Origin of the sequence: Paenibacillus sp. JQZ6Y-1 (genome assembly GCF_040719145.1) — a bacterium.
Taxonomy (GTDB): domain Bacteria; phylum Bacillota; class Bacilli; order Paenibacillales; family Paenibacillaceae; genus Saccharibacillus; species Saccharibacillus kandeliae.
The window spans coordinates 3115261-3137406 of the sequence record NZ_JBFDUZ010000001.1; the positions used below are offsets into that span (position 1 = coordinate 3115261).

The 22146-nt window shown below is 41.0% G+C and carries 18 protein-coding genes; 4 read left to right on the plus strand and 14 right to left on the minus strand.

Annotated features, from left to right (window positions below):
- Window positions 1–116: 116 nt before the first annotated feature.
- The 10 genes from ABXR35_RS13250 to deoR all read right to left on the minus strand — a co-directional run bounded on the left by ABXR35_RS13250 (window position 117) and on the right by deoR (window position 13280).
- On the minus strand, window positions 117–641 hold the full coding sequence (locus ABXR35_RS13250; protein ID WP_367060726.1) for a hypothetical protein: 525 nt from the start codon (window positions 639–641) through the stop codon (window positions 117–119).
- An 11-nt stretch (window positions 642–652) separates the two neighbouring features.
- On the minus strand, window positions 653–2521 hold the full coding sequence (locus ABXR35_RS13255; RefSeq protein ID WP_367060729.1) for an RHS repeat domain-containing protein: 1869 nt from the start codon (window positions 2519–2521) through the stop codon (window positions 653–655).
- Between the two features lie 453 nt (window positions 2522–2974).
- Window positions 2975–3268 carry a hypothetical protein gene (locus tag ABXR35_RS13260; RefSeq protein WP_367060732.1) on the minus strand — a complete coding sequence of 98 codons (294 nt, stop codon included), beginning with the start codon at window positions 3266–3268 and terminating at the stop codon, window positions 2975–2977.
- A 225-nt stretch (window positions 3269–3493) separates the two neighbouring features.
- Window positions 3494–3934, minus strand: coding sequence for a hypothetical protein (locus ABXR35_RS13265; RefSeq protein ID WP_367060735.1), 441 nt, complete (start codon window positions 3932–3934; stop codon window positions 3494–3496).
- 155 nt (window positions 3935–4089) lie between these two features.
- Window positions 4090–4872, minus strand: a complete 783-nt coding sequence (locus ABXR35_RS13270; protein WP_367060738.1) for a hypothetical protein — start codon at window positions 4870–4872, stop codon at window positions 4090–4092.
- 1 nt (window position 4873) lies between these two features.
- The gene (locus ABXR35_RS13275) at window positions 4874–5089 is read right to left on the minus strand and encodes a hypothetical protein (protein ID WP_367060740.1); all 216 of its coding nucleotides are present in this window, start codon (window positions 5087–5089) and stop codon (window positions 4874–4876) included.
- Between the two features lie 129 nt (window positions 5090–5218).
- Window positions 5219–5926 carry a hypothetical protein gene (locus ABXR35_RS13280; RefSeq protein ID WP_367060743.1) on the minus strand — a complete coding sequence of 236 codons (708 nt, stop codon included), beginning with the start codon at window positions 5924–5926 and terminating at the stop codon, window positions 5219–5221.
- A 21-nt stretch (window positions 5927–5947) separates the two neighbouring features.
- Window positions 5948–11404 carry an RHS repeat domain-containing protein gene (locus tag ABXR35_RS13285; protein WP_367060746.1) on the minus strand — a complete coding sequence of 1819 codons (5457 nt, stop codon included), beginning with the start codon at window positions 11402–11404 and terminating at the stop codon, window positions 5948–5950.
- A 57-nt stretch (window positions 11405–11461) separates the two neighbouring features.
- Window positions 11462–11725 carry an RHS repeat domain-containing protein gene (locus tag ABXR35_RS13290; protein ID WP_367060749.1) on the minus strand — a complete coding sequence of 88 codons (264 nt, stop codon included), beginning with the start codon at window positions 11723–11725 and terminating at the stop codon, window positions 11462–11464.
- A 616-nt stretch (window positions 11726–12341) separates the two neighbouring features.
- Entirely contained in the window at window positions 12342–13280 is a 939-nt protein-coding gene (gene deoR / locus ABXR35_RS13295; protein ID WP_367061440.1) for a DNA-binding transcriptional repressor DeoR, read from the minus strand.
- Window positions 13281–13551: 271 nt separating this feature from the next.
- Between deoR and ABXR35_RS13300 the strand changes: the two genes are divergently transcribed.
- From ABXR35_RS13300 to ABXR35_RS13310, 3 genes are all read left to right on the plus strand, one after another.
- Window positions 13552–14451 carry a manganese catalase family protein gene (locus ABXR35_RS13300; RefSeq protein WP_367060752.1) on the plus strand — a complete coding sequence of 300 codons (900 nt, stop codon included), beginning with the start codon at window positions 13552–13554 and terminating at the stop codon, window positions 14449–14451.
- A gap of 305 nt (window positions 14452–14756) precedes the next feature.
- Window positions 14757–15017 (plus strand): GlsB/YeaQ/YmgE family stress response membrane protein, encoded by a 261-nt coding sequence (locus ABXR35_RS13305; protein WP_367060755.1) that lies wholly within the window; start codon window positions 14757–14759, stop codon window positions 15015–15017.
- 281 nt (window positions 15018–15298) lie between these two features.
- Window positions 15299–16393: a mechanosensitive ion channel family protein gene (locus ABXR35_RS13310; RefSeq protein WP_367060758.1), complete on the plus strand. Its 1095-nt coding sequence runs from the start codon at window positions 15299–15301 to the stop codon at window positions 16391–16393.
- 365 nt (window positions 16394–16758) lie between these two features.
- Here ABXR35_RS13310 and ABXR35_RS13315 read toward each other — a convergent pair whose 3' ends face one another.
- Window positions 16759–17562, minus strand: coding sequence for an alpha/beta hydrolase (locus tag ABXR35_RS13315; RefSeq protein WP_367060761.1), 804 nt, complete (start codon window positions 17560–17562; stop codon window positions 16759–16761).
- A 264-nt stretch (window positions 17563–17826) separates the two neighbouring features.
- On the minus strand, window positions 17827–18009 hold the full coding sequence (locus tag ABXR35_RS13320; protein ID WP_367060764.1) for a hypothetical protein: 183 nt from the start codon (window positions 18007–18009) through the stop codon (window positions 17827–17829).
- A 406-nt stretch (window positions 18010–18415) separates the two neighbouring features.
- On the opposite strand from ABXR35_RS13320, the gene ABXR35_RS13325 reads away from it, so the two are divergent.
- Complete coding sequence (locus ABXR35_RS13325) at window positions 18416–19132, plus strand: S-layer homology domain-containing protein (RefSeq protein ID WP_367060767.1); 717 nt, start codon at window positions 18416–18418, stop codon at window positions 19130–19132.
- A 129-nt stretch (window positions 19133–19261) separates the two neighbouring features.
- Here the strand turns inward: ABXR35_RS13325 and ABXR35_RS13330 are convergent, their stop codons facing one another.
- A complete protein-coding gene (locus ABXR35_RS13330; protein WP_367060770.1) occupies window positions 19262–19822 on the minus strand; it encodes a GNAT family N-acetyltransferase in 561 nt (186 codons plus the stop codon).
- Window positions 19823–19849: 27 nt separating this feature from the next.
- Window positions 19850–21940, minus strand: a complete 2091-nt coding sequence (locus tag ABXR35_RS13335) for a S9 family peptidase (protein ID WP_367060773.1) — start codon at window positions 21938–21940, stop codon at window positions 19850–19852.
- Between the last annotated feature and the right edge of the window lie 206 nt (window positions 21941–22146).

The window sequence follows — 22146 nt, forward strand, 5'->3', positions numbered from 1 at the left end:
TTAAAGCTTGATTGACGTTTTTTATAAGATTTTGCACTAAATATTCTAGTAAAATATAAAGATACATCTAAAAATAACTCAACAATAAAATCATCAAATCCCTAAATTATTAATAGTTAATTGATTTCTTTTATAATTTTTAAAGATTTAAAAGTATTTAAAGAGTTTGTTTGTAAAGCATAAATTTGAGGGCTTTCTAAATTTGATAATTGAAAAACTTGTCCTGATTGAAAATTAATATATCCCTTAAATTTTGATACTATTTTTTCTAAGTCTACATTCTTAAATAATTCATTTGAAAAAGTAATCAAGATATGTGAAGGCATAGTTGAACTTGTACGACAGATATAACAATCGTAATCAAATACAGCTGTTGTAAATCCTTCAGGCAAAGAATATAAAGCAAAAGAATCAATTTCGCTACTATTATCTAATGCTTTAATTATTTTTTTTTGTACTCTCTGAATATCTAAAACTTTTTTACTTTTAAATGATTCTCCGCTAATACCAACATAATTAGCTTTTACTTCAATCATTTGCATCAACTCTCTAGAAGAATAATAAAATTCTCTCCATTTTGATGAGTCTTTGTTATTAATATCTCCATATAAAACAATTGATGTAGTTAAAAAATTATGCATAAGCGTTCTCCTCACTGAATTTTCGCAGGCAAAATGTAAATATCTCCAGCCCGTTCACCCATAATTTTTTGATTGTCTACCATACGCTTAATTAAATCTGGAATATTGTCTGTTTTGCTTGGCACTTCATATTGATCTATTTTGCCATCTTTTCTTACAGCCATTACATCTGGACGCCTATTGGGACTTGCGCCAGGTATCTCATTACCAATTCCTTTGTTCAAATAAACTTTTACTATATTATCACTTTTAGCTAATTCCTCTGCTTTTTCTGTCATTGCCTCCCAATGACCAGAGGTTTTATTTGTATGCGGTTTACTAGGATAAATAATTTTAGACTTCCAAGCATCATTCTTTTCGTTCATTGCTTGTCTTTGAGCCAATTTTTCTTCTTCAAGTTTACTTGCATTAGTGGCACTATCTGATTCTATAACGACATCCGATTCTTCTATTTTATCTTTATCTGTTTTATTGCTTTTATTAGAAGAAGTAGTGGACTTACCACTGCTACTATTTTTACCACTAGCTTTTCCATTACCCCCACTTTTACTGCCGCCCTTTGATGCACTCACGCCACCACTGAAGTTTCCCTCGGTGTCTCTTTCTTGCGTAGGATCTGAGCTATGACCACTGGGATCAACATAAATTAATGGATTATTGTGCACATAGGTATACACATTTAAACTAAGCGGATTATCAATCTGTCCTTCATACGTATCTTCATTTAAAAAGCGCCCTTGAGCAGGATCGTAATATCGAGCTTTGAGATAATATAATCCTGTTTCCGCATCATATGTTTCACCGGCGTATTTAAATTCGTTAGCTACGGTTTCTTTCTGAACCTTCGTATTGCCCCACTCGTCATACTGATAGCTATTTACAATAGTACCATCTGTCGCCATAAGTTGAACAACATCGCCATGCCCATTGTATAAATAATAATAATCTTTTTTATTGGTTAAATCTTTCTTTACTAATACCCGGTCGCCTCGAATGTAAGTTGATGGACTACCCGCAGATACTTGATCGGAGACGACTTGATTCCAATGGTCATACATGTAACGTGTCGTTTTACTTCCTTGTGTTTTTTGGTATCGTAATCCATCTGGCAAATACTGCATCTTGGTTGTTCCATTGTCGCTACTCGCACTAATCAAACGATCATCTAGATCGTAGCGATAATTGACCGCTGTCTCATCCGGCAAATCGCGGGTGTCACTTTGCGTCAGACGGTTGCCACGCAGATCATATCCATATTGCGTCTCGCTGCCATCGGCACGTTTCACATTACTCAATCGGTTCAGCTTGTCATAGCTGTACGTGGAGGTTTGTGCCGCACCATTTTGCACTTGCTCCGTCACAGATGTGATATTGCCGTTGTTATCGTACTGGTAGCTATAGACGGACAAGATGGTGTCGCCCTTCGTGTTGGTTAAACTATTCAGGCGATTCAGCGGATCATAGCTCATACTTTCTTGTAACTTGCTACCATCTGACAACGTTGGGAATGTGATTCGCTGTACCTGCCCGAGTGGTGTATAGGCATATTGCACATTGGCAGTGTTCGCGGTATTCCGACTTTGTGCACCGTTGGTTTGTACCTGCGTCAAGCGAGACTTGTCATAGCCGTAGTTCGTAAAGAAGCTGGTACCGTTCAAGGTATGTTTCTGATTCGCAATCCGATCCAGCGGATCGTAGCCTACATCCAAGCGAGCGGTATATCCTGCTGCAATTGAGGTCAAGCTCGTGATGCGATCCAGTTTATCAATCGTGCTCGTCTGGGTCGCGACTTTGGCATCGTTGATGTACAGCTCATGGCGATCCGTCAGCAGATTGCCGTCGGCGCCGTAGATGCTTTTTGTTTCCAATGTACCACTCATCAATGAGTTGCTGCTGTAGGCTTTCAGATATGCACTTGTTTGTTGCCCACGTTCGTCGTACGTGTATTTCGCTGTTGTCCCGTTACGGTCGATGAGTTGCTCGGTCAATCCACGTTGGTTGTAGTTTATTCGTGTTATGCTGCCAGCGGCATCCGCTTTGTCGGTGAGCAGTCCCTGTTCGTTGTAGTTTTTTTGTGTACAACGTTTTGCTTTTTCTATTTATTGGTAGTCTAAACTTATAAATCGATAGTAGTATATTCAATCTAATAATTACTAAAAAGAGAACCCTTAATCATGTATCTACACTTGATTAAGGGTTCTTCCTGTAATTTACATTCAATAATTATAAAAATTTGAAATGAATCAAACTAATTCTTAAACAAATTCCTTTTATTTACTGTGTAAAAATATTTAGTTCACTAATGCATTTTAACGCTCGTATCTCACTCTTTTTCATAAAGCATTAATTTCTTCTTCAATGTTCTCTAACTCAGAAAGCAATAATCTTAAATGTTTTTTACTGGCATCACTATCCAAATTTTTAAAATCAGTTTTCCCTAAAAAAGCCATATATACACTTGCAATTTTTTCGGAAATTTGAGGATCTTCATCTTCGTAATTTGTCTCATAAAATTTATTTATTTCTGTTCTTACGCTCTCGTTAAAACCTTTTTTCTCAATACAAAGTTTCAATAAATCAACAATGTATAATGAATCTTCCTCGAAAATAAAAATGTTGTTATCCATATTACCTTCTTATAATTTTTTATAAAAAACATGCAACTATAAATAATAAAATAGATAATTCCTCCAATATTGATGCCATCTATATCTCTTAAAAATATATTCTACTTTTCCTCTTAACTACAATTCAAAAATTGATATAGGATTTATAATCCTATCGTTCATTGTAAAAAGATGAGCCTTTTGAAATAACATTATTACTCCAAAGGCTCATCTTTTCTAATCAATTCACCTTTTCAATTCGTAATAAAATCCATTACTAGAAAGAATTAATCTATCAGGCATTGATGGATCAAATAGTAATATCCCTAAACTCCATTGATCTTCATAATCCTTATCTTTGTAAATATCTATACGATATATATTTGTACCCTGGAAACCGAGTTGATTGGTAGAAGGCGAGACAGATGCTTCTTCTTCAATTTCACTAATATTTGTAACATCATAATAAGGATTTTCTAAAACAGGTGTAGTATTTTGATCATTCGCTAATAACAGTTCTTTTGTAACAGAAGGTTCAGTCTCAATTCCTTTTTCGTTTATTTCAAAAAATGAGCCTCTCCATTTCTCAACGCTAGCTTTGTCTACCATTGTAATACGAGCATTAGCGACAATATCTTTAACTATCCATTTTCCAATAATTTGTTGTTGAACTGATATATTTTGCATACTTCCTAACTCCTTTATACTTTCAATATGTTGTTTGTCATTAGATGTTGAATTACAGCCTGTAACACAAAGTATAATTGCAAGATATATCATAAAATCTATAGTTTTCTTCAGGATTTGTTGCCACCTTTCTATATTATTTTCAAGTTAAATATTTATCTAGTTTTCTCAAGTACATCTACAATCTGATCTATCTCCATATAATTTCTAAATTCCTTTTGAATATATCTAGCTTTATCAGTAGAGTAATTTTTGTGATTTTCAAATAAAGTAATACTTATTGCTTGATTGTTTAATTGCTCTACTTCATAAGCATTCGAATAAGAAAGTAACTTCTCACGGGATAAAAATTGAAAGTACTTTTCTCCATAAATCATTTTCCAAGTGGAACCAAACCACAAATTGTCAAACTCGTTTGGATAACCAGGAAGGGAGCTAACATCAATCAAACTACTAACCTTGTTAAAAGGACGCAATGTAAGACCATCTAAAGATTTACCATATAATTTATATTGACCTGGATCGACATTTTTTTGCCAAAAAAGATCATCCTCTGGATAAAAACAAGCTACTACTCCGATGTTGTTTATTTCAAAAAAAGAATTAGTATACTTAATCCAATGTTGTAAATCAGCTCCTTGTAAATCATAAATATTAAATAATAAAAAAGAATAGTTTTCGTGCATACCTAATAGTAAAGAATTATTGTAATCATCTTTAAAAGTTAAAAATATAGGATAAGAAATTTTTTCGATATCCATAAAAACTTCATTCAAGTTTACTATTTCCCAATTAGTGGGATTTTTATACTTTTTAATATCATCCGCTTGAAAAGACACGACCTCAAAAAACGGAGCTTTATCTAACCATTTCATGATATTTGATCCTGTAATATTCGAAGTTTCAATATTGATTTTAAGACTAAATTCTTCTTTCAAGTCAAAACTCCTCTACTTTAACTGTTATTTTGCCTGCTTTTTGTAAAAGTCCTTTTAAATCAATCGAGTCAGCATAACCTTGAGGAACCCTAATGTCTAGAGTTCTTTTACTCATTGGAACTTCTACGCCATCTATACGAATTTCAGTACGAGCTAATTCTTTTAAATCATCTGATAAATCACTGAAAAATATCCATTTTTTCTCTAATGTATTCATATAATGAACACTTTATTTCTGTGGACGAAAATAGTGTTCTCATTATATCCACAATAAACCATACATTCTGAATCAATTTCATTGACCTAGAACATATGGTTTACTTATAGTATCAGGTTATCAAATCATTTACTGATTGTTTAAAATGTGTACAGTTTCGGAGAGCGACTTATAAAATATCATTAAGCTATTATTAGAATTTTGACAAAGATATATTTCGCGAAATAAATCTTTTTTAAAAGATCTATTTCCTCCTATATGGCTAATATAAAACAAACCTGGCTCACTATACTCCCATTGACCTTCTAAATTTGCAATTATCATTTCACCTAAAAAATAAGTAACCATTAATATAACATCCAATTCTGCATCGAGAGTTAATAAATTTTCAGCTTTCTGTAGATCGTCTGGCGAAAAGGACTTTAAGTTGTACTCATACATTAGATTTTGGTATTTAGAATATTCTTCTAATAGTTTTTTCAGTTTAGAGGGATATATATTCTTCGGACGATTGTTTGCCCACCAATCTAAAACATGCGTTTTAATTAGTTCAACTATACCTATCAAAATTTGTTTTAATTCTTGTTCATTTTGATAGGTATACCAATGTTCTCCATCGATTTTCATAAGTTTAAAACTCGTAATCGATTCTTCCCCATTACCAAATTCTACTCTAATCGAATTTTCAATCCAGTCACTTTTATCAATAGTTATAGTTTCAGTATAAGTGCCACAATCTCTACTAAATTCCCATCGATTATGATGATATCGATATTTGAAGTTCATTTTCTCAAGTTCTTTAAGCATTGTTTGCTTTATAACTTTTGAGATTCTCATTTAATCTTCAATCCTTTCATTTTAAAATATTGCAAATCTAGGAAATGGTATAGGAAAAAAGTTATTCGAGTTACTTTTGTTTCCTCCAAGTGGGGGTAAGCCGTTCGGTAGCGGTACTCCATCAGGATGATAATCTTGATCAAAAAAGTCAGAAATACTATCCCAAATTTGATTTAATTTGGGTTCTGGTACAACTTTAAATCCTTTTTGAGGATTGGGATTATCTATTGACTCATAGTAAATCATTCCAGGCTCATCTTCAAAAGTTCTATAGCGTATTAATTTGTTAGAATTATAAGGATCATTAATAGTTAAATTATTAGGATTAAAAGTGGTTCCTTTAACAGCAGATGCATTACCACCACGTACACCATTTACATTTATGCCTGTAACATATCTATTTAATTGTCTTTGAGCAGAAGCTTGTTTTTTTGAATTATTGTGATAACTCATTGGTTTTATTTCATAAACTTCATACTGATTTGCTCCAGTTTTTAGTAATAAGTCTACTCTTCCATTTTTACCATTAGTTTGATTTACATGAACTTCTGTAAAAGCAACATCCTTTGGAGTAAATAAATTAATAATTTTGAATATCGTACCTAGAGCATGATGTGCATAATTTCCATACTGCATACTTCCATATTGCGCATTGCCCGTTGGATCAATATAACTAAATGGATTATTGCTCACATACGTATACATATTTAAGCTAAGTGGACTATCAATCTGTCCTTCTACAGTATCCTCATTCAAAAACCGTCCCTGAGCTGGATCATAATATCTCGCTTTTAAATAATACAATCCGGTCTCTGTATCATACGTCTCACCTGCATACTTAAACTCATTGCCCACCGTTTCTTTCTGCTGGGTTAGACTTCCCCACTCATCATACTGGTAGCTGTTGACGACACTTCCATCCGTGCCGATCATCTGTACGACATCTCCGTGACCGTTATACAGATAATAGTAGTCCTTCTGGTTCGTCAGATCTTTCTTAACCAGCACCCGATCGCCACGTACATAACTGGATACGGTTCCGTTGCTAGCTTTGTCTCCAATCACCTGATCGGCACCATTGTAACTGTACTGTGTCACTTTGCTGCCCGTTGTTTTCTTCCAGCGCAATCCATCGGGCAAATAGTCGAATAGGGTCTTGGCTTTATCGGTCGTCGCCGAAATGAGCGTATTTTGTAAATTATAGCGATAATTGACCGCTGTCTCATCCGGTAAATCGCGAGTGTCACTTTGCGTCAGACGATTGCCGCTCAGATCATATCCATATTGCGTCTCGCTGCCATCGGCACGTTTCACATCACTCAATCGGTTCAGTTTGTCATAGCTATACGTGGAAGTTTGTGCTGCACTATTCTGCACTTGCTCCGTCACAGATGTGATATTACCGTTGTTGTCGTACTGGTAGCTATAGACGGACAAGATGGTGTCGCCTTTCGTATTAGTTAAACTACTCAGGCGATTCAGCGGATCATAGCTCATACTTTCTTGTAACTTGCTGCCATCCGACAACGTCGGGAACGTGATTTGCTGTACCTGTCCGAGTGGTGTGTAGGCATATCGCACATTCGCCGTATTCGCCGTATTCCGACTTTGTGCACCGTTGGTTTGTACCTGCGTTAGGCGAGACTTGTCATAGCCGTAGTTTGTAAAGAAGCTGGTGCCGTTCAAGGTATGTTTCTGATTGGCGATGCGATCCAATGGATCATATCCGACATCCAAACGAGCGGTATAGCCTGTTGCAGTTGAGGTCAGGCTTGTAATCCGATCCAGTTTGTCAATCGTGCTCGTCTGAGTTGAAACTTTGGCATCGTTGATGTACAGCTCATGGCGATCCGTCAGCAGATTGCCGTCGGCGCCGTAGATGCTTTTTGTTTCCAATGTACCACTCATTAATGAGTTGCTACTGTAGGCTTTGAGATACGCACTTGTTTGTTGCCCACGTTCATCGTACGTGTATTTCGCTGTTGTCCCGTTACGATCAATGAGTTGTTCGGTTAAGCCCCGTTGGTTGTAGTTCATTCGTGTTGTGCTGCCAGCGGCATCCGCTTTATCGGTAAGCAGTCCTTGTTCGTTATAGTTCTTGGTGTACAACGTTTCGCTTTTCCCGCTGTTGTTGCTAAGGATAACGCTGGATAATCCGCCCAGTCCATCGTACGTATAGCGGCTGGACTGATCCATCGCATCTTGTACGAGCGTTAGGCGATTTAGTGCGTCGTACGTGTAGGATGTGGTCACTCCGTTGCTATTCCGATTGCCATTCGGGTCGGTATAGCTCAGGACGTTGCCAGTCAGGTCATAAGTATAGGTTTCTTGAAGTGGTTCGTTGCGCGATGCGCCATCACGATATGCAGTTGTTTTCTCTACATGTCCATAAGCGTCCAACGACTGTTCCACATAGTTTAGCTGAACAGCTGGATTATTTACATTATTCCGATAATTACCAACCTCAGATGATGCGACAGCAAATCGTACCATTTTACGCTGAGTGAGTTGGTTTTGTGTCACATATAGATTGCCTTGCGCATCACTGTATTCCTTTTGTTGCCCCCAAGCATCATACGTTGCCGTTTGTGTATTACCGAGGGCATCCACTGCATAGATGGTACGTCCCATAGGATCTGGATGGTATTGAGAACGCGTCCAACCATTACTCTCATTATACGTTTCTTCCACACGTAAAAATCCCAAACCGTCATAATAGGAAGCTTGCCTGTTTAATACAGTGACTACTCCCGTTGTCTTATTTGTATATTGACGTAAGCTATCCACTCTTAATGTTAAAATCCCTGCGTTTGTACTATCTGCTTCTGTACTGTACGCCCGATTGGTATACGTGTATTGATCTTCAATCGAGTATACGGTTCCGTCTACATTCGTCATAGAGGGCTGTACTACTTTGATTGGACGCCCTAACACATCATATGACGTTATTGTTTTGTTACCATCGCTATCGGCTTGTTCTGTAAGCAAGCCTGTACCGCTATCATAGGTCATCGTTTGACGAACGGTTTTTGTGGTTTTGTTATAATTCGTGAATGTGCTAGTTTTCTCTGTAGGATACGCATATCCGTATTCTGCACCAAAGACCGTAACACTGCGTGCGTTGACTCCATCGCGCACCTGTTTTTGTTCTGTAATCCGCTGGATCTGATTGGCATTTGCAGGAGATGACTCATACGTATACGTTGTTGTTTCTCCGGCAGCATTCGTTGTGCTTTGTAGACGTCCTAGATTCGTATACGTATACTGTTCACTTAATTGTTTATTGTTATTTTGATACCACGTTTTGCTGATTAGTTGCTTGTACGTATCCTCGTACGTGTAGTTTACTGTATGCTTGGTTTTCGTATCTGGCTGATTGAACTCTTCTGACGGCATGTTGTCAGTCTGCGACTGTACACCACCCCAATCATTGTAGGAGGTAGCTGCATAATAGATTTGCGCGCCATTTGCGTCTGTTTCTGTTGTTTTGACTCGAGTCGGTTTCAAATTAAACAAGGAGTGAAACTCTTCATTCTCTGTTGTTTTCTTCAAACCATCTGCACTAACTTCTGTAGACAACAATTGATTCATTCGATTAAATACATACGTAGTCGATTGATGATCACTCGTCGTCGATGTGTGCGAATAACGATAGGCTTGCCTAAGCTCATCGGTTCCAAAGTAAGCAGCATAATCTCCTGTATAGCTATAATCTATATGATTATAACCCACCGCTGCAGAGCCGCTGGCGGTTTGCAATTGATCTTCTCTTGATGTGACCCGATATTCTGTTGAATCGCCTTTTTTGCCAAAATCATGTGCACCCAACGCGTATGCATATTGCGTGGAAGAACGCGGATAATACACGTTTTTTAATAAAGCGAATGGCTGACTGGCATATCCTTTCGTTGCATAATAACGGAACTGGCTGGTCTGCATATCATAATCAAACGTTTTGACATCTTCGTTACTATTTGTGATTTTAGATAAAAGTGGAGCATACCCATCACTGGTACCTTGGTTTTGGTTTGTTAATGCCATTCTACTTTTCGTATAAACAACTCGTTGAACCTCACGACCCGATGGATCATAAACGATCAAGGTTACATTTTCACCTTGGAAGTTTTCCTGATTTAACGTGTTGTCATACTGAAACACAATTTTCCGTCCGATCGTATCGGTAATAGAAGAAAGATACTCTGCTTTATCACTTGCATATGTTGTAGCTGGTTCATAATTAAAAGTGATTTGATTGCCATAGCGATCCACAATACCGATAATTTTACCTTTGTCAGAAAAATATTCTTTTCTTTGATCAGCATATTCCATAAAGTAGTACGAACCAACTTGACCATTAGAGAATGATCCTCCACTTTTAAAGTGACGTTCTTTTCCTTGTGCATTACTAATTTTGGTTTCGTAAATCAGTTTTGTACTTTCACTAGGGCTTCCCATCAAACTCGCTTCAAAATCAATTCCTGTTGTACCACCAAATCCATCATAATAGGTCGGCTTAGAAGTCCCTACATCGCTGACATAAGGAAATTGAAATTGCCAACCCACGCCCAAATTGTAATTATAATTAGCTAGATTGCCTTTGTATAACGTAGCTCCGCCTTTTGGAGTATGACCTTTATAATAAGCCGAAGCTTCACTCGAATCATATGTAACCCCGATATTCAGATCTAATCCATCTCTTCCCGGCAAATGGATCTGCTGATCTTGCCAAATTAGATTGCCAATGCCTGGTGTGACTTCTTCCTTCGTGCCTGATGTATCTGCATATTGAGCATTCACTTTGCTTGCTAGAGCTTGTTCTCGCAATAAATTATCAAAAGCCGTTTCAATTTTTGTGTCAGTATCTACTTCTGATGTCGAAGCAATCGATACTGTCTGAGTACTTGATCTATCGTTATCGCTAATAGACTCCGTATACACCTCGTCTGTAACTGTAGGTAATGATGCTGTACCGGAATCATACCCTTCCTCTAACTGCTCCCACGTTGATTCTCCTGTCTCATATTGTTTCCACATTTCGAGTGGATCGTCACCAGTTTTACGTGTCAGATACTCTAACCAGTAAACGTCTACAACTTCAGCGCCATCGGAGATTAGAAAATTGACTTGTTCTTGAGTAAGCCCTTGATGCTGAATCGATTCTTCTTGAATCGAGAAGGTAGAGAAGCCTCGGAACTGATATTGATCCAATGAAGAGAGCTTGGACAATACGTCTTTCATTTCAGGATCGTCAGCTTCATACACATTACTATATACATCTTTGGAAACAACGGTCCAACTATTAGGTTCTACATCTAATGGAGCGACTTGTTTGCTAGGAGGTTGAATAGATGTAATGCTTGTACTTTTAGCAAAACTAGTAGAAGGGAACTGCGGAACGATTGTACTTATGCTCAAAATGAGTATTAGCACATAAATAATAAATGCTTTTATATTTTTATTTGTTTTATGATCTTTCAATGCGATATCCCCTTTGTTTACAGTTCATTCGTATTTAATTTTTCTGATAATCTATATTTATTTTGTATTAGCTGCGGTGATGATACTGCTGTAATCTCCTTTTTCAATCTGCTTGCGAAACAGATTGCCGTTTTTATCGTAGGAATACGTTGTCTTCTGTGTGGCTGTATACATCGTGATCAATCGACCATTCACGTTATACTCGTATACTCGCTTTGTAGCTGCGGAAGCAGAAAGTGAGGGTAATACCAGCATAGTAGCGCAAACCAGAATGATAATTTTCTGACTTATAGAGACAGGTGAATGCTTTTCTATTTTCATAGTGCAAAAACTCCTTTAGATTCAAAAATAGTTATACGTTTGAATCGAACAATTTGTAATATCCAAGTAGCTACATCTGTATAGCTAAAATATAAAATATATGCACCTCCTTATCGAATGATTGGGAGTAATTTGAAGATATATAGAGAAAATGATGGCATATCTATATTCAGACAGCTTCAATGTCTCCATATCCTCAGTAATCCGATTATAGCGGTAGTTTTCAAAAATGGCAGAACTTATTTTGAATAACCAGCTGTTTTCAATTTTCTCAATTTCCACTTGGTAATCCAGTTTCTACTATACCGATGGAATACAATCTGAGAGTCGATACAACTATTATGGTTCTTTGCTAGATTTGAACAACTGCGCTTGTCTTTATACATTCAATTAAGAATTGTCATCAGCACAATAAAATCCCTCGCAAAAAAGCCTTCAATCTCTATGGATTGAAGGCTACTCTCATTCGATAATTTGCATTTTATAGGCATTTTCATATTAACTCAAAACTCACATCCACTACTATCTACTTATCCTATCCGCTTAACATACAATTCAATATTCACCCATAAAGCGAGCGAATACACAGCTAGCAACATAAATAAAGTAAACTCCCCTACTCCGCCAATAACGCCTGCGCCGTAAACTGATCCGTCACCAAGATATTCGCATATCTCCCCACCAGTGCCGCGCGAATAGCATCGATCTTCCGCTGTCCGCCTGCTACCAGAATCGACTTCTCCTTTTTGCGCAAATCGGGCAAATCAATACCTACGGTGCGATCATTAATTGCTGGGCTACATATGTCACCGCTGGCATCGAAGAAACGGGAGCAAATATCCCCTGCACCAGTACGTTGCAGCAACTTCTGCTCCTCTGCGTTAAAATATCCCAACTGAAACAGCAACGCATCCTGCTTTACCGTCCCCACGGTAAACATCGCAATATTCGCCTGTCGTCCCAGCTCAATAATCCGCTGGATATGCCGATCCTCTTCGACCATACGCTTTACTTCAATACTGTCGAAAATAACAGGCAACGGCAAATAGCGTGCGCTCGTGTGAAAAGCTTCTGCAAACAGATTTACCGTTTCAGCCGCATATGTATTAATATGCGAATGGCTAACGCCGCCTTTAAGCTGCACGACCTCCACCCCGCGTACTTGCTTTTGCTCCAATTGACGCGCTACGGAATACATGGTACGTCCCCATGTCACACCAATAATGTCGCTATCCTGTACGGTTTCATGCAAATAATCCGCGGCACGCTTACTAATATGCTTTTGAATTTCTTTATATTCATTGACTGGTGCATAACATACATGCACGGTGTCGAGAGCAAATTGCTGACGCAATTGTTCGCCGAGTGCATCCAGATCCTCTAACGGGTCCACAATCTCGATGCGGACATAGCCCTTCTCCTTTGCCTGCTGAAGGAGGCGTGATACGGTCGGTCGGGAAACGCCGAGTTTGGTGGCGATCTCCTGCTGGCTGTAATCCGACAGGTAATACAGCCGGGCGGCTTCGACGCTGAGGCGCTGCTTGTCATTATCCATGCTGTTCATCCCACATCTCCATTAGTATGGGGAGCATCTGCCATACCGACAATCTCCCTTGCTATGATGATTATACATTTTTCCGATTCAAAATACGATGACATGCCATTTTCGATTTTGTGCTATTCCATGAATATATGAAATTTTTGGTAATAAAATGTTAAAAACGTTTGTTTTGCCTAAAATAGGGTATTGGTTGTGTATGCTTCGAATGATGTACATAGATCAATTATGTGCGGAGCTATATTCCAAAACTACTGGAGGTATGATTATGTTTACACGTCTTGACCAGATTATGATCCAAATTCCCGATGTGGACCGTCCTGATCCAGATGCAGCAGCAGCGGTACAGGAACTGCTGGGTGGTAAATTTGGCGAAATGTCGACTCTGAACAACTATCTTTTCCAGTCGTTTAACTTCCGCAACAAGTCCAAGCTGAAACCGTTCTATGATCTCGTAACGAGCATCACGGCGGAGGAGCTTGGACACGTGGAACTCGTCGCGCATGGCATCAACAAGATCCAAGCCGGTTCCACCACATACAAAGAACCGGACGATACACCGCTCGGTTCGGTCAAAAATGTACGACTCAGTTATCCATATCTCGCCGGTGCGCAGGGCGCAATGCCACGCGATTCGATGGGACGTCCGTGGACGGGTGACAATGTGTTTAACAGCGGCAATCTAGTAGAAGATTTACTGCATAACTTCTTCCTAGAATGTGGTGCGAGAACGCATAAGATGAAGGTATATGAAATGACGGATCATCCGGCAGCTCGTGAAGTAGTCGGCTTCCTGCTTGTTCGCGGCGGCGTGCATGTGGTCGCTTATGCGAAAGCATTGGAAATCGCCACAGGTGTGGATGTGACCAAGCTTGTACCTGTGCCTTCGCTTAGCAATAAGTCGTTTAACGAAGCACGTAAATACGAGGAAAAAGGTGTGCATACGAAGTTGTATACACACAGTACAGAAGATTTTAAAGCGATTGGCGAGATCTGGAAAGGTACGCATCCAGAGGATGGACTGCCGCTTGAAGTCATTCATGGTTTCCCTGAAGGCGTACCTGTACCCGAATATCCGGAAGTTGAGGAAGAATTTGCTCCGGGCATTTCGCAGGAAGATTTTGCAGCAATTGCTAAACGTCTGAAAGAGAACGGCAATATCCGTTAAGTTGCCCTAATCCTTTGTTCTATCTAGCTATCTTGCATGAGGGTTCGTGTTCATCGTAACGAACACGAGCCTTTTTTTTAGTCCAATTATTAGAGGTTTCGACTAAAAAAACAAAGCCATCTATTTATTAAATTTTTAGCATAATGTTTAAATTGGTTATAGCTGGTTAATTAATAAACGACGACGGATTGTTGAATATTTTTCCTACTCTGCCGGAACGTATAACATGGCCATCGGGTATGAGTAGCAAATATATTCAACTCTCTTAACTAAGATATTGACTTTAAATTCAGGAGGCGAATGATATGTTAGGATGGTTATGGGCATTAATCGTTGGGGGTATTATTGGTTGGATCGCAGGTATGATCGTAGGACGCGATATTCCGGGCGGTATCATCGGTAACATCATCGCTGGTTTCATCGGTGGATGGCTGGGTAACATGCTGCTGGGTCAATGGGGTCCAGAAGTTGGCGGTTTCTACTTGATTCAAGCGATTATCGGTGCGGTAATCCTCGTATTCGTAGTAAGTCTGGTTATGCGTTCGATGCGTAGAACCCGTAGCTAATTACGAGACACTGCATATTATATTAAGACCAATCGAACCTATGAACAGCTTATACCCTTCTTCTCAGCACACTGATTCATAGTGTTCCTTATACAAAGACCTGCTTCCTTGCGAAGTGGGTCTTTTGTTTTGATGGAGGTTTTTACCCAAATCGAAATATATTTTGAAACGAATTTGGTCGTCTGTGGATGAGACGGGTAATAGTAGTACATAGGTATGCAAGACTGACTACGTATAGCCATCAACATTATATAAATACACAGAGACAAAGGATGGGTTGTATGAGATTAAACTGGATCTGGGATTGGGCAGTAGAATGGTACTACAATATACGCTGGATTGATCTGCTCGTATCACTTGTTATTTTGGCGCTGTTTCTGGGCTTCCGCAAGTTGTTTACACGATATTTGTTTGCGTTTGTGATCGGACGGTTTAAGAACCATCCAGCGCTTATTCGCTGGGCACAGGCGTTTGAGAAGCCGCTACAATACTTTTTTATCTTAATCGGCACGTATTTGTCGCTACGCTACTTTATGCATGAGCAATGGAGCTTTGTAGTGGATGTGAATCGGTTTTATCGCAGTATGAGCGTCGCACTGCTCGGCTGGGGATTGTACAATGTGTCTGCCTCCTCCTCCCTACTGCTAGAAGGCGCGGGCAAGCGCTTTGGATTGGACGCGTCCAGTATGATTATTCCGTTTTTGTCCAAAGTGATTCGGTTTATCGTCATTCTACTTGTCATTACGATTATTGGCGCAGAGTGGGGATTCAGCATTAACGGTGTTGTAGCTGGGATGGGTCTTGGCAGTCTGGCGATTGCGCTGGCTGCTCAGGAATCGCTTAGCAATATTATTGCCGGGATTATTATCATTCTGGAAAAGCCATTCTCCAAGGGCGATTGGATCTCTACACCGGATATCGAAGGCATTGTAGAGGATATTACATTCCGTAGCTCCAAAATCCGTACCTTTACTGATGCGCTGGTCATTGTACCTAATTCTAAGCTTGCTGCATCTGCGATTACGAATGGCAGTCAGATGGGCAAGCGCAAAATCTTCTTTAATATTAAAGTATCGCTGTATACGCCGGGCGACCGGATTGAGAAGGTAGTTGCTCGTTTGACCGAATATTTGGAGCATGACGAGTCGATTGCACCGGGCAGTGTCATGGTCAAGTTTAATGAGTTTTATGAAAGCAGTCTGGGAATTATGGTACAGTGCTTTACCAAATCTCCGGCATGGGGCGACAATCTGATGTACCGTCAGCAGCTCAATCTGTATGTGATGCAGGTGCTGGAAGAGGAAGGTGTGAAGCTAGCATTTCCGACGCAGCGCGTACTGGTACAAGACCCGGAGATGGAAGCGCAGAAAGCGTAAGGAGATCATAGAGCATAGGGCGAATCGAGGGCGTTCTATTTTGCAAAGATTCATTTATGAGATTCGTCCTTATCGAAACGAATACACACTTCAGTAATTCTGACTACTCAGATTAGTAATTCTGATTCCTTTGAATAGAGATGTATCATAGAGCGATAAACAATAAAAAGAGCCGATCCGCTGTATACATACGCGTAGATCGGCTCTTTTTGATATGAATAGCTTTCGTACCATCTTCCTATAGGACGATAGGAGACTTCCTATATGGATTCATTTCTTTTATCTTTTTGAATGAGATAGTGTGCTTTCACCTATAGCGCTTTGAGATTCATTAAAAGAACGCTTTCAACAGAAGTGATACGAGATCAGTCTTTCGCTTGCTTCTTCAAGGGTAGCCATTCTAGCACGCGTTGGATTTTGTTATCCCAGTATCCCCACTCATGCTCCCCCGGCTCCTCTTCGTACGTCAGCTCTAGCCCCAGCTTGTTCACATGATCACGGAAACGTACATTGCCTTCGTACAGGAAATCCTCGGTTCCGCAGCACTGATATAACGCTGGTACATGCGTTGCCTTCTCATCTGCTAATTGTTCCGCCAGATAAAAGAGATCGTTAACCGTACCTGTGGACTGTTTTAATGAACCAAAGATACGCTGAATCTCACCCAGCGATGCGGGATCATTCTCACGTACATTAAACATAAATTCAAGCTCGGTCACGCCTGATAGACTAGCTGCGGCTGCATAACGCTCTGGCTTGCTCATACCAAGCTTCAGCGCACCATACCCCCCCATAGATAGCCCTGCAACAAATCGGTCTTCTCGGCGTGTAGACAGCGGGAAGAACGACTCTGCCAGCTGTGGCAGCTCTTCGGAGATAAAGGTATAGTATTGTCCACCCTCCTCCATATCGGTGTAAAAGCTGCGGTGCGCATTCGGCATCACAACTGCCAGTCCATATGCCGCCGCATACCGCTCAATGGATGTACGACGCAACCAGATCGAATGATCATCGGATAGACCATGCAGCAAATACAGTGTCGGATGCTTGCCATCTCCTGCCTTGCCCTCCATACCAATCTGGGTACGAGTTTGCTGAGGAAGAATGACGGTCATTGAAGTGGACAAACCAAGTACATCGGAATAAAAGTCGCATTGAATCAGTGCCATGATGTAGCCTCCTTAGGATCAGTTCCTTTTTATCATAATAAAAAAGGACCCCTGTCTGCAAAGACAGTTGCCCATTATGTAAGCTTTTCCTCGGAACATAGATCATATATATCGTTCCGTATCGGGTATAACGTTATTTATGCACGTAGAACATATTGTTCGCTGCTATATACATGAAGTGATAGATGCTTATCTACAAGGATATAGTCATCATGAATCCGCTTTGGATTCTTCATCATTAGTAATCACATCATCATTTTAATATTAGCGTCTACGAGGACCTGTGATACCTGTGCTGCCTGCCATTTGTGCGTTCAGCAGTTCTTGGAAACTTTGTCCGTTACCACTCGCATCCGATTTGGTTGCTGTCACAGTTGCCTGTGGTCTGAATTGTTGGTGGTTGTATGGTGTCATGTGATATACGCTCAAGTTGATGTTCATATTCATTCACGCTTCCTCTCGTCATGTAAAGTGGTGTTGCCTGATGTATGTTTGGCTTCCTAGGAATTCCTATGTGTAGTTCCTACAAATGTAATTAAGTTAATATAGTTATACCCCCAAATCTTCCTATTGAAAATACCTAAAATACATATTCTGGTGTTTTTTCTATAAATGAATCGATAGACCTGTTTTGTCGAATTTGCTTTGACTTTTTCGCATAGTTTTTGTCGACAAAAACTAGGTTTATGTACCCTAACTTTGTCGACAAATACGAAAAAAGGGCATATGCCGTAAGACTGATTCATATTTACATGGTTTTAAATTAAAAGTATCATTAGTGCAACCTTCTTTGTCGCATGCGCGTCAGTAGGAATAAGAAGGCTCACACTTATGAATAGGAAAGGGGATCAATATGAAGCAAAAATGGACAGCCATCGCTGCTGCTTCCGTACTTACGTTCGCATTAAGTACGCAGGCAATAGCAGCAACCAGCAGTTTCACCGACTTGAATAATGTAGAGGGTAAAGACAAGATTGAGTCTTTACAGGAGCGTGGCTATATTAGCGGCGTAACAGCAACTCAGTTCAAGCCGAACCAGACCATCACCTCTTCACAAGGTGTGCAAATGCTTGTGAATAGCTTCAATCTCAGCCTTGACGATTACAAATTCATCAAAGCACCCAAAGCAAGCGATTCCTATACAAAGGTGAAAGATGGGGTATGGTACTCTGATGCCTTTATCGTTGCATCCGTTAACGGATTGGAAGTACCACGCGCTATCGATCCATCTGGCAAGCTCACACGTGAGCAGTTTACCAACTTTACCGTTGCTGCTATGCAAAAGGCTGGCAATCTACCACAGATCAACGTGAAGCCTGTAACGATCAAAGATGAGAGTAAGATCACCGCTGACTATCAGGGAGCGATTCAGCGTTCACTGGCATGGGATGTGACGGAGCTGGATGACAGCGGTAATTTTGATCCTAAGCAGCCGATTACGCGTGCAGAAGCAGCGGTCATGATCTACAATGCGCTGCAATATTTGCAGGAGCATCCCGAATTGAGTAATCAAGCAACAGATAATACGGGTATGACTCCTTCGGACGATGCGGTTGAAGGCGAAAGCTGAGTCCTGATTCTCATGAATTATGTTGGAATGTAAATAAAAAGAAAAAGACCTTGCGACGACACTAGGAATCCAAACGATTCGATGTGTCAGCAAGGTCTTTTTTGTTCCATTCAGTTTGCACTCTACCCTCTATTGATTGGCGCGCGCTTCCCATTCTTCACGCAGCATTCCCATCCGAATAGAATCGTAATATACACCATTATAGAGGCGGCATTTACGTAAACGCGCTTCCATGGTCATTCCTAGCTTATAGCCAACCTGTACCATGCGATCATTTCCTGACCATGTAGTATACCCTACACGTACGAGCGGCAGAATCGTAAATAAATGACCGATCCACAATCGCAATGCCTTCGTGCCATAACCGCCATTCCAGTAGGCAGGATCGAAAATAACAATCCCCATCTCCAGCCACCATGACGGCTGATGCTCCCAATAATAGCTCACCATACCGATGACATTGCCATCAACCTCAATCACCCAACGAGCATCATTGTCGATCCAGCTCTCCTGCTGCTTTTCGATAAATTGCTCATATGTGAGCGGCACATGCTCATAATAAGGCGCATCCCACTTTTTCCATTCTGGCGCAGCTTCTTCATAAGCAAGCCGCCATAGCGTTTTGGAATCAGTTTGCACTGCCGGGCGAATCGTAATAGGACCATCCTGATACGATGTTACTTCTTTCATTCTATCATCTCCATCTGAATAGATTGCTTAACGGAGATACTGTTCAAACCAGCCAGTAATCTGTTCCAACCGCTGGATGCGCAGCTGCGGATGCCCTGAACGCGACAATTCATGATTCGCTTCGGGGAAGCGCACTAGACGTGTCGTTACGCCCAGACGCTTCAATGCCGTGAACCATTGTTCCGCCTGCTCGATAGGACAGCGCAGATCCTTTTCCCCATGCAAAATAAGAATAGGCGTCTTTACATTGCCTGCATAAGCAAGCGGGGAGTGTTTCCATAGCTGCTCCAGCTTGTCCCACGGATTCCCGCCAATCTGATCCTCCGTAAAATAAAATCCAATATCACTTACTCCATAAAAAGAAATCCAGTTGCTGATCGAGCGCTGCGTAACTGCCGCCTTGAAGCGGTCGGTCTGACCAACAATCCAGTTGGTCATGAATCCGCCATAGCTACCGCCCGTAACACCAAGCCGCTGCGGATCAATCCAATCGATATGCTCTAGCACGTAATCGGTAACGGTCATCAGATCACGATAGTCGCTGCCACCATAGTCGCCACGACAAGCATTCACAAACTTCTGCCCATAGCCGTGACTGCCGCGCGGATTGGTAAAGAGAACGGCATAGCCCTGCGAGCAAAGCAGCTGGAATTCCAGTACAAAAGTGAATCCATACATCATATGCGGTCCACCATGAATCTCCAATACCGTAGGCACTTTATGATCTGCATCATAATCTACACCAACTGGTGGCATCAACCACGCTTGTAGCGGATGCCCGTCCACGGATGTCACCTGAAGCTCCTGTGGCGTACTCAGCAACAAGCTATCCAGCAATTCGTCATTCGCATGCGTTAATGGCATCTCCGTACCCGTTGCTGGATCAGCGACAAACAATTCGCCCGGCTGAAGCGGAGATGACGAGACGATAGCAAATGTACCGTTATGAAGCGGTGCAAAATAATGAATATTGCGTGCTCCATCCAATAAGACCGTATGACCAGAGCCGTCCGCTTCGAGTTGCAGTAAACGAACTGCACCCTCTGCTGAACCATGCACATAAATGTGCTTGCTATCTTTGCTATATACTGGTCGTGCATTGGCACCGATGCCCGTGTCCCCAACCAGCACATTGGCGATCATTAGCTCGGAATCGTCACATAAGCAGCTAATGCTGCCATCATGCAGCGACAATCCATACAACCGCAGCAATGTCGCATTATGATACGACTCATCACTGGCGATAAAAGCAATCTGGGAGCCGTCTGGCGACCATTGCAACGAAGCCACGCCGTACTCATCATTCGTCCACCGCTGCAAGTCACTGCCATCCACTGCGATAGTATACACATCATTAGTTAGTGCAAAATCAGGATCTATCTCCTGCTCAGAAGGCATATGTGCCGCAAAAGCAATCTGCTGTCCATCCGGCGACCACACGGCAGCATGTACATCGTAAGCACCGGACGTGATCCATTGCCCTTTGCCCGTATCCAGAGAATGCACATATAGATGCTGTCGACGTCCATTCCACAATCCACCACTGTCCGATTTGTATGTAATTCGGTCGATCACTAGCGCTTCCAGCTTGTCACCGTCATTCTCTTGCTTGGACGATGATTCTGCTTGTTGCGCTGGCTCATGCTGATTGTTCTTCATTGGATCGTCGTTCTCATTGCTGGCTTGTTTTGCCGCAGATGTAAGTTCTGCATGCAACGTTGTATCTGCTTCCTGTTCCGCAGTCAGCAACAGCTGCTTGCTATCAGGCGACCATTGGAACGTACTTACGCCCTCTGGCAGTGCAGTAGCTACAGTCGCTTCTCCACCATCTGCCGGGATGATCCATACCTGTGACTGTTTGTCCTTCGGTCGTAGAAAAGCGATACGGCTGCCATCGGGCGACCATGCTGGCGCGCGATCACCAGAGCCTGACGTAAACGGACGATCGCCACTGCCATCGGTGTTGATGATTCGCAAGTGCATATCATATCCGGTACGTTTCTCATTCACTTGGCGGCTGACATATACAATACGCTGCCCTGTCGGATCGGCAACCGGCTCCTGAATCCATTGAAAACGGTATAAGTCCTCTGCCTGTACTTTTTGTTGTTTACTCATCATCATCCGCCTCCTAATGTGGTGAGGATTTGGTTCGTCCTTTCCATTTTCACCCATACTGCACATAGTAGCCCACCTGACGTCATTACGCAATGTGCAGCGTGATCATGCTGATAAACTCTATCTATCGTAAACACAAACAGCCCCGACTGTTAGACCGGAGCTGCTGTGCATTCATGGTAGCCAAATAGGCAGACATTTTGTTG

What these genes read in the sequence shown, in the direction of transcription:
- ABXR35_RS13250 (WP_367060726.1), bottom strand. Translation starts at nt 641, where the DNA reads ATGCATAATTTTTTAACTACATCAATTGTTTTATATGGAGATATTAAT.
- ABXR35_RS13255 (WP_367060729.1), bottom strand. Translation starts at nt 2,521, where the DNA reads ATGAGTGGTACATTGGAAACAAAAAGCATCTACGGCGCCGACGGCAAT.
- ABXR35_RS13260 (WP_367060732.1), bottom strand. Translation starts at nt 3,268, where the DNA reads ATGGATAACAACATTTTTATTTTCGAGGAAGATTCATTATACATTGTT.
- ABXR35_RS13265 (WP_367060735.1), bottom strand. Translation starts at nt 3,934, where the DNA reads ATGCAAAATATATCAGTTCAACAACAAATTATTGGAAAATGGATAGTT.
- ABXR35_RS13275 (WP_367060740.1), bottom strand. Translation starts at nt 5,089, where the DNA reads ATGAATACATTAGAGAAAAAATGGATATTTTTCAGTGATTTATCAGAT.
- ABXR35_RS13280 (WP_367060743.1), bottom strand. Translation starts at nt 5,926, where the DNA reads ATGAGAATCTCAAAAGTTATAAAGCAAACAATGCTTAAAGAACTTGAG.
- ABXR35_RS13290 (WP_367060749.1), bottom strand. Translation starts at nt 11,725, where the DNA reads ATGAAAATAGAAAAGCATTCACCTGTCTCTATAAGTCAGAAAATTATC.
- deoR (WP_367061440.1), bottom strand. Translation starts at nt 13,280, where the DNA reads ATGGATAATGACAAGCAGCGCCTCAGCGTCGAAGCCGCCCGGCTGTAT.
- ABXR35_RS13300 (WP_367060752.1), top strand. Translation starts at nt 13,552, where the DNA reads ATGTTTACACGTCTTGACCAGATTATGATCCAAATTCCCGATGTGGAC.
- ABXR35_RS13305 (WP_367060755.1), top strand. Translation starts at nt 14,757, where the DNA reads ATGTTAGGATGGTTATGGGCATTAATCGTTGGGGGTATTATTGGTTGG.
- ABXR35_RS13310 (WP_367060758.1), top strand. Translation starts at nt 15,299, where the DNA reads ATGAGATTAAACTGGATCTGGGATTGGGCAGTAGAATGGTACTACAAT.
- ABXR35_RS13315 (WP_367060761.1), bottom strand. Translation starts at nt 17,562, where the DNA reads ATGGCACTGATTCAATGCGACTTTTATTCCGATGTACTTGGTTTGTCC.
- ABXR35_RS13320 (WP_367060764.1), bottom strand. Translation starts at nt 18,009, where the DNA reads ATGAATATGAACATCAACTTGAGCGTATATCACATGACACCATACAAC.
- ABXR35_RS13325 (WP_367060767.1), top strand. Translation starts at nt 18,416, where the DNA reads ATGAAGCAAAAATGGACAGCCATCGCTGCTGCTTCCGTACTTACGTTC.
- ABXR35_RS13330 (WP_367060770.1), bottom strand. Translation starts at nt 19,822, where the DNA reads ATGAAAGAAGTAACATCGTATCAGGATGGTCCTATTACGATTCGCCCG.
- ABXR35_RS13335 (WP_367060773.1), bottom strand. Translation starts at nt 21,940, where the DNA reads ATGAGTAAACAACAAAAAGTACAGGCAGAGGACTTATACCGTTTTCAA.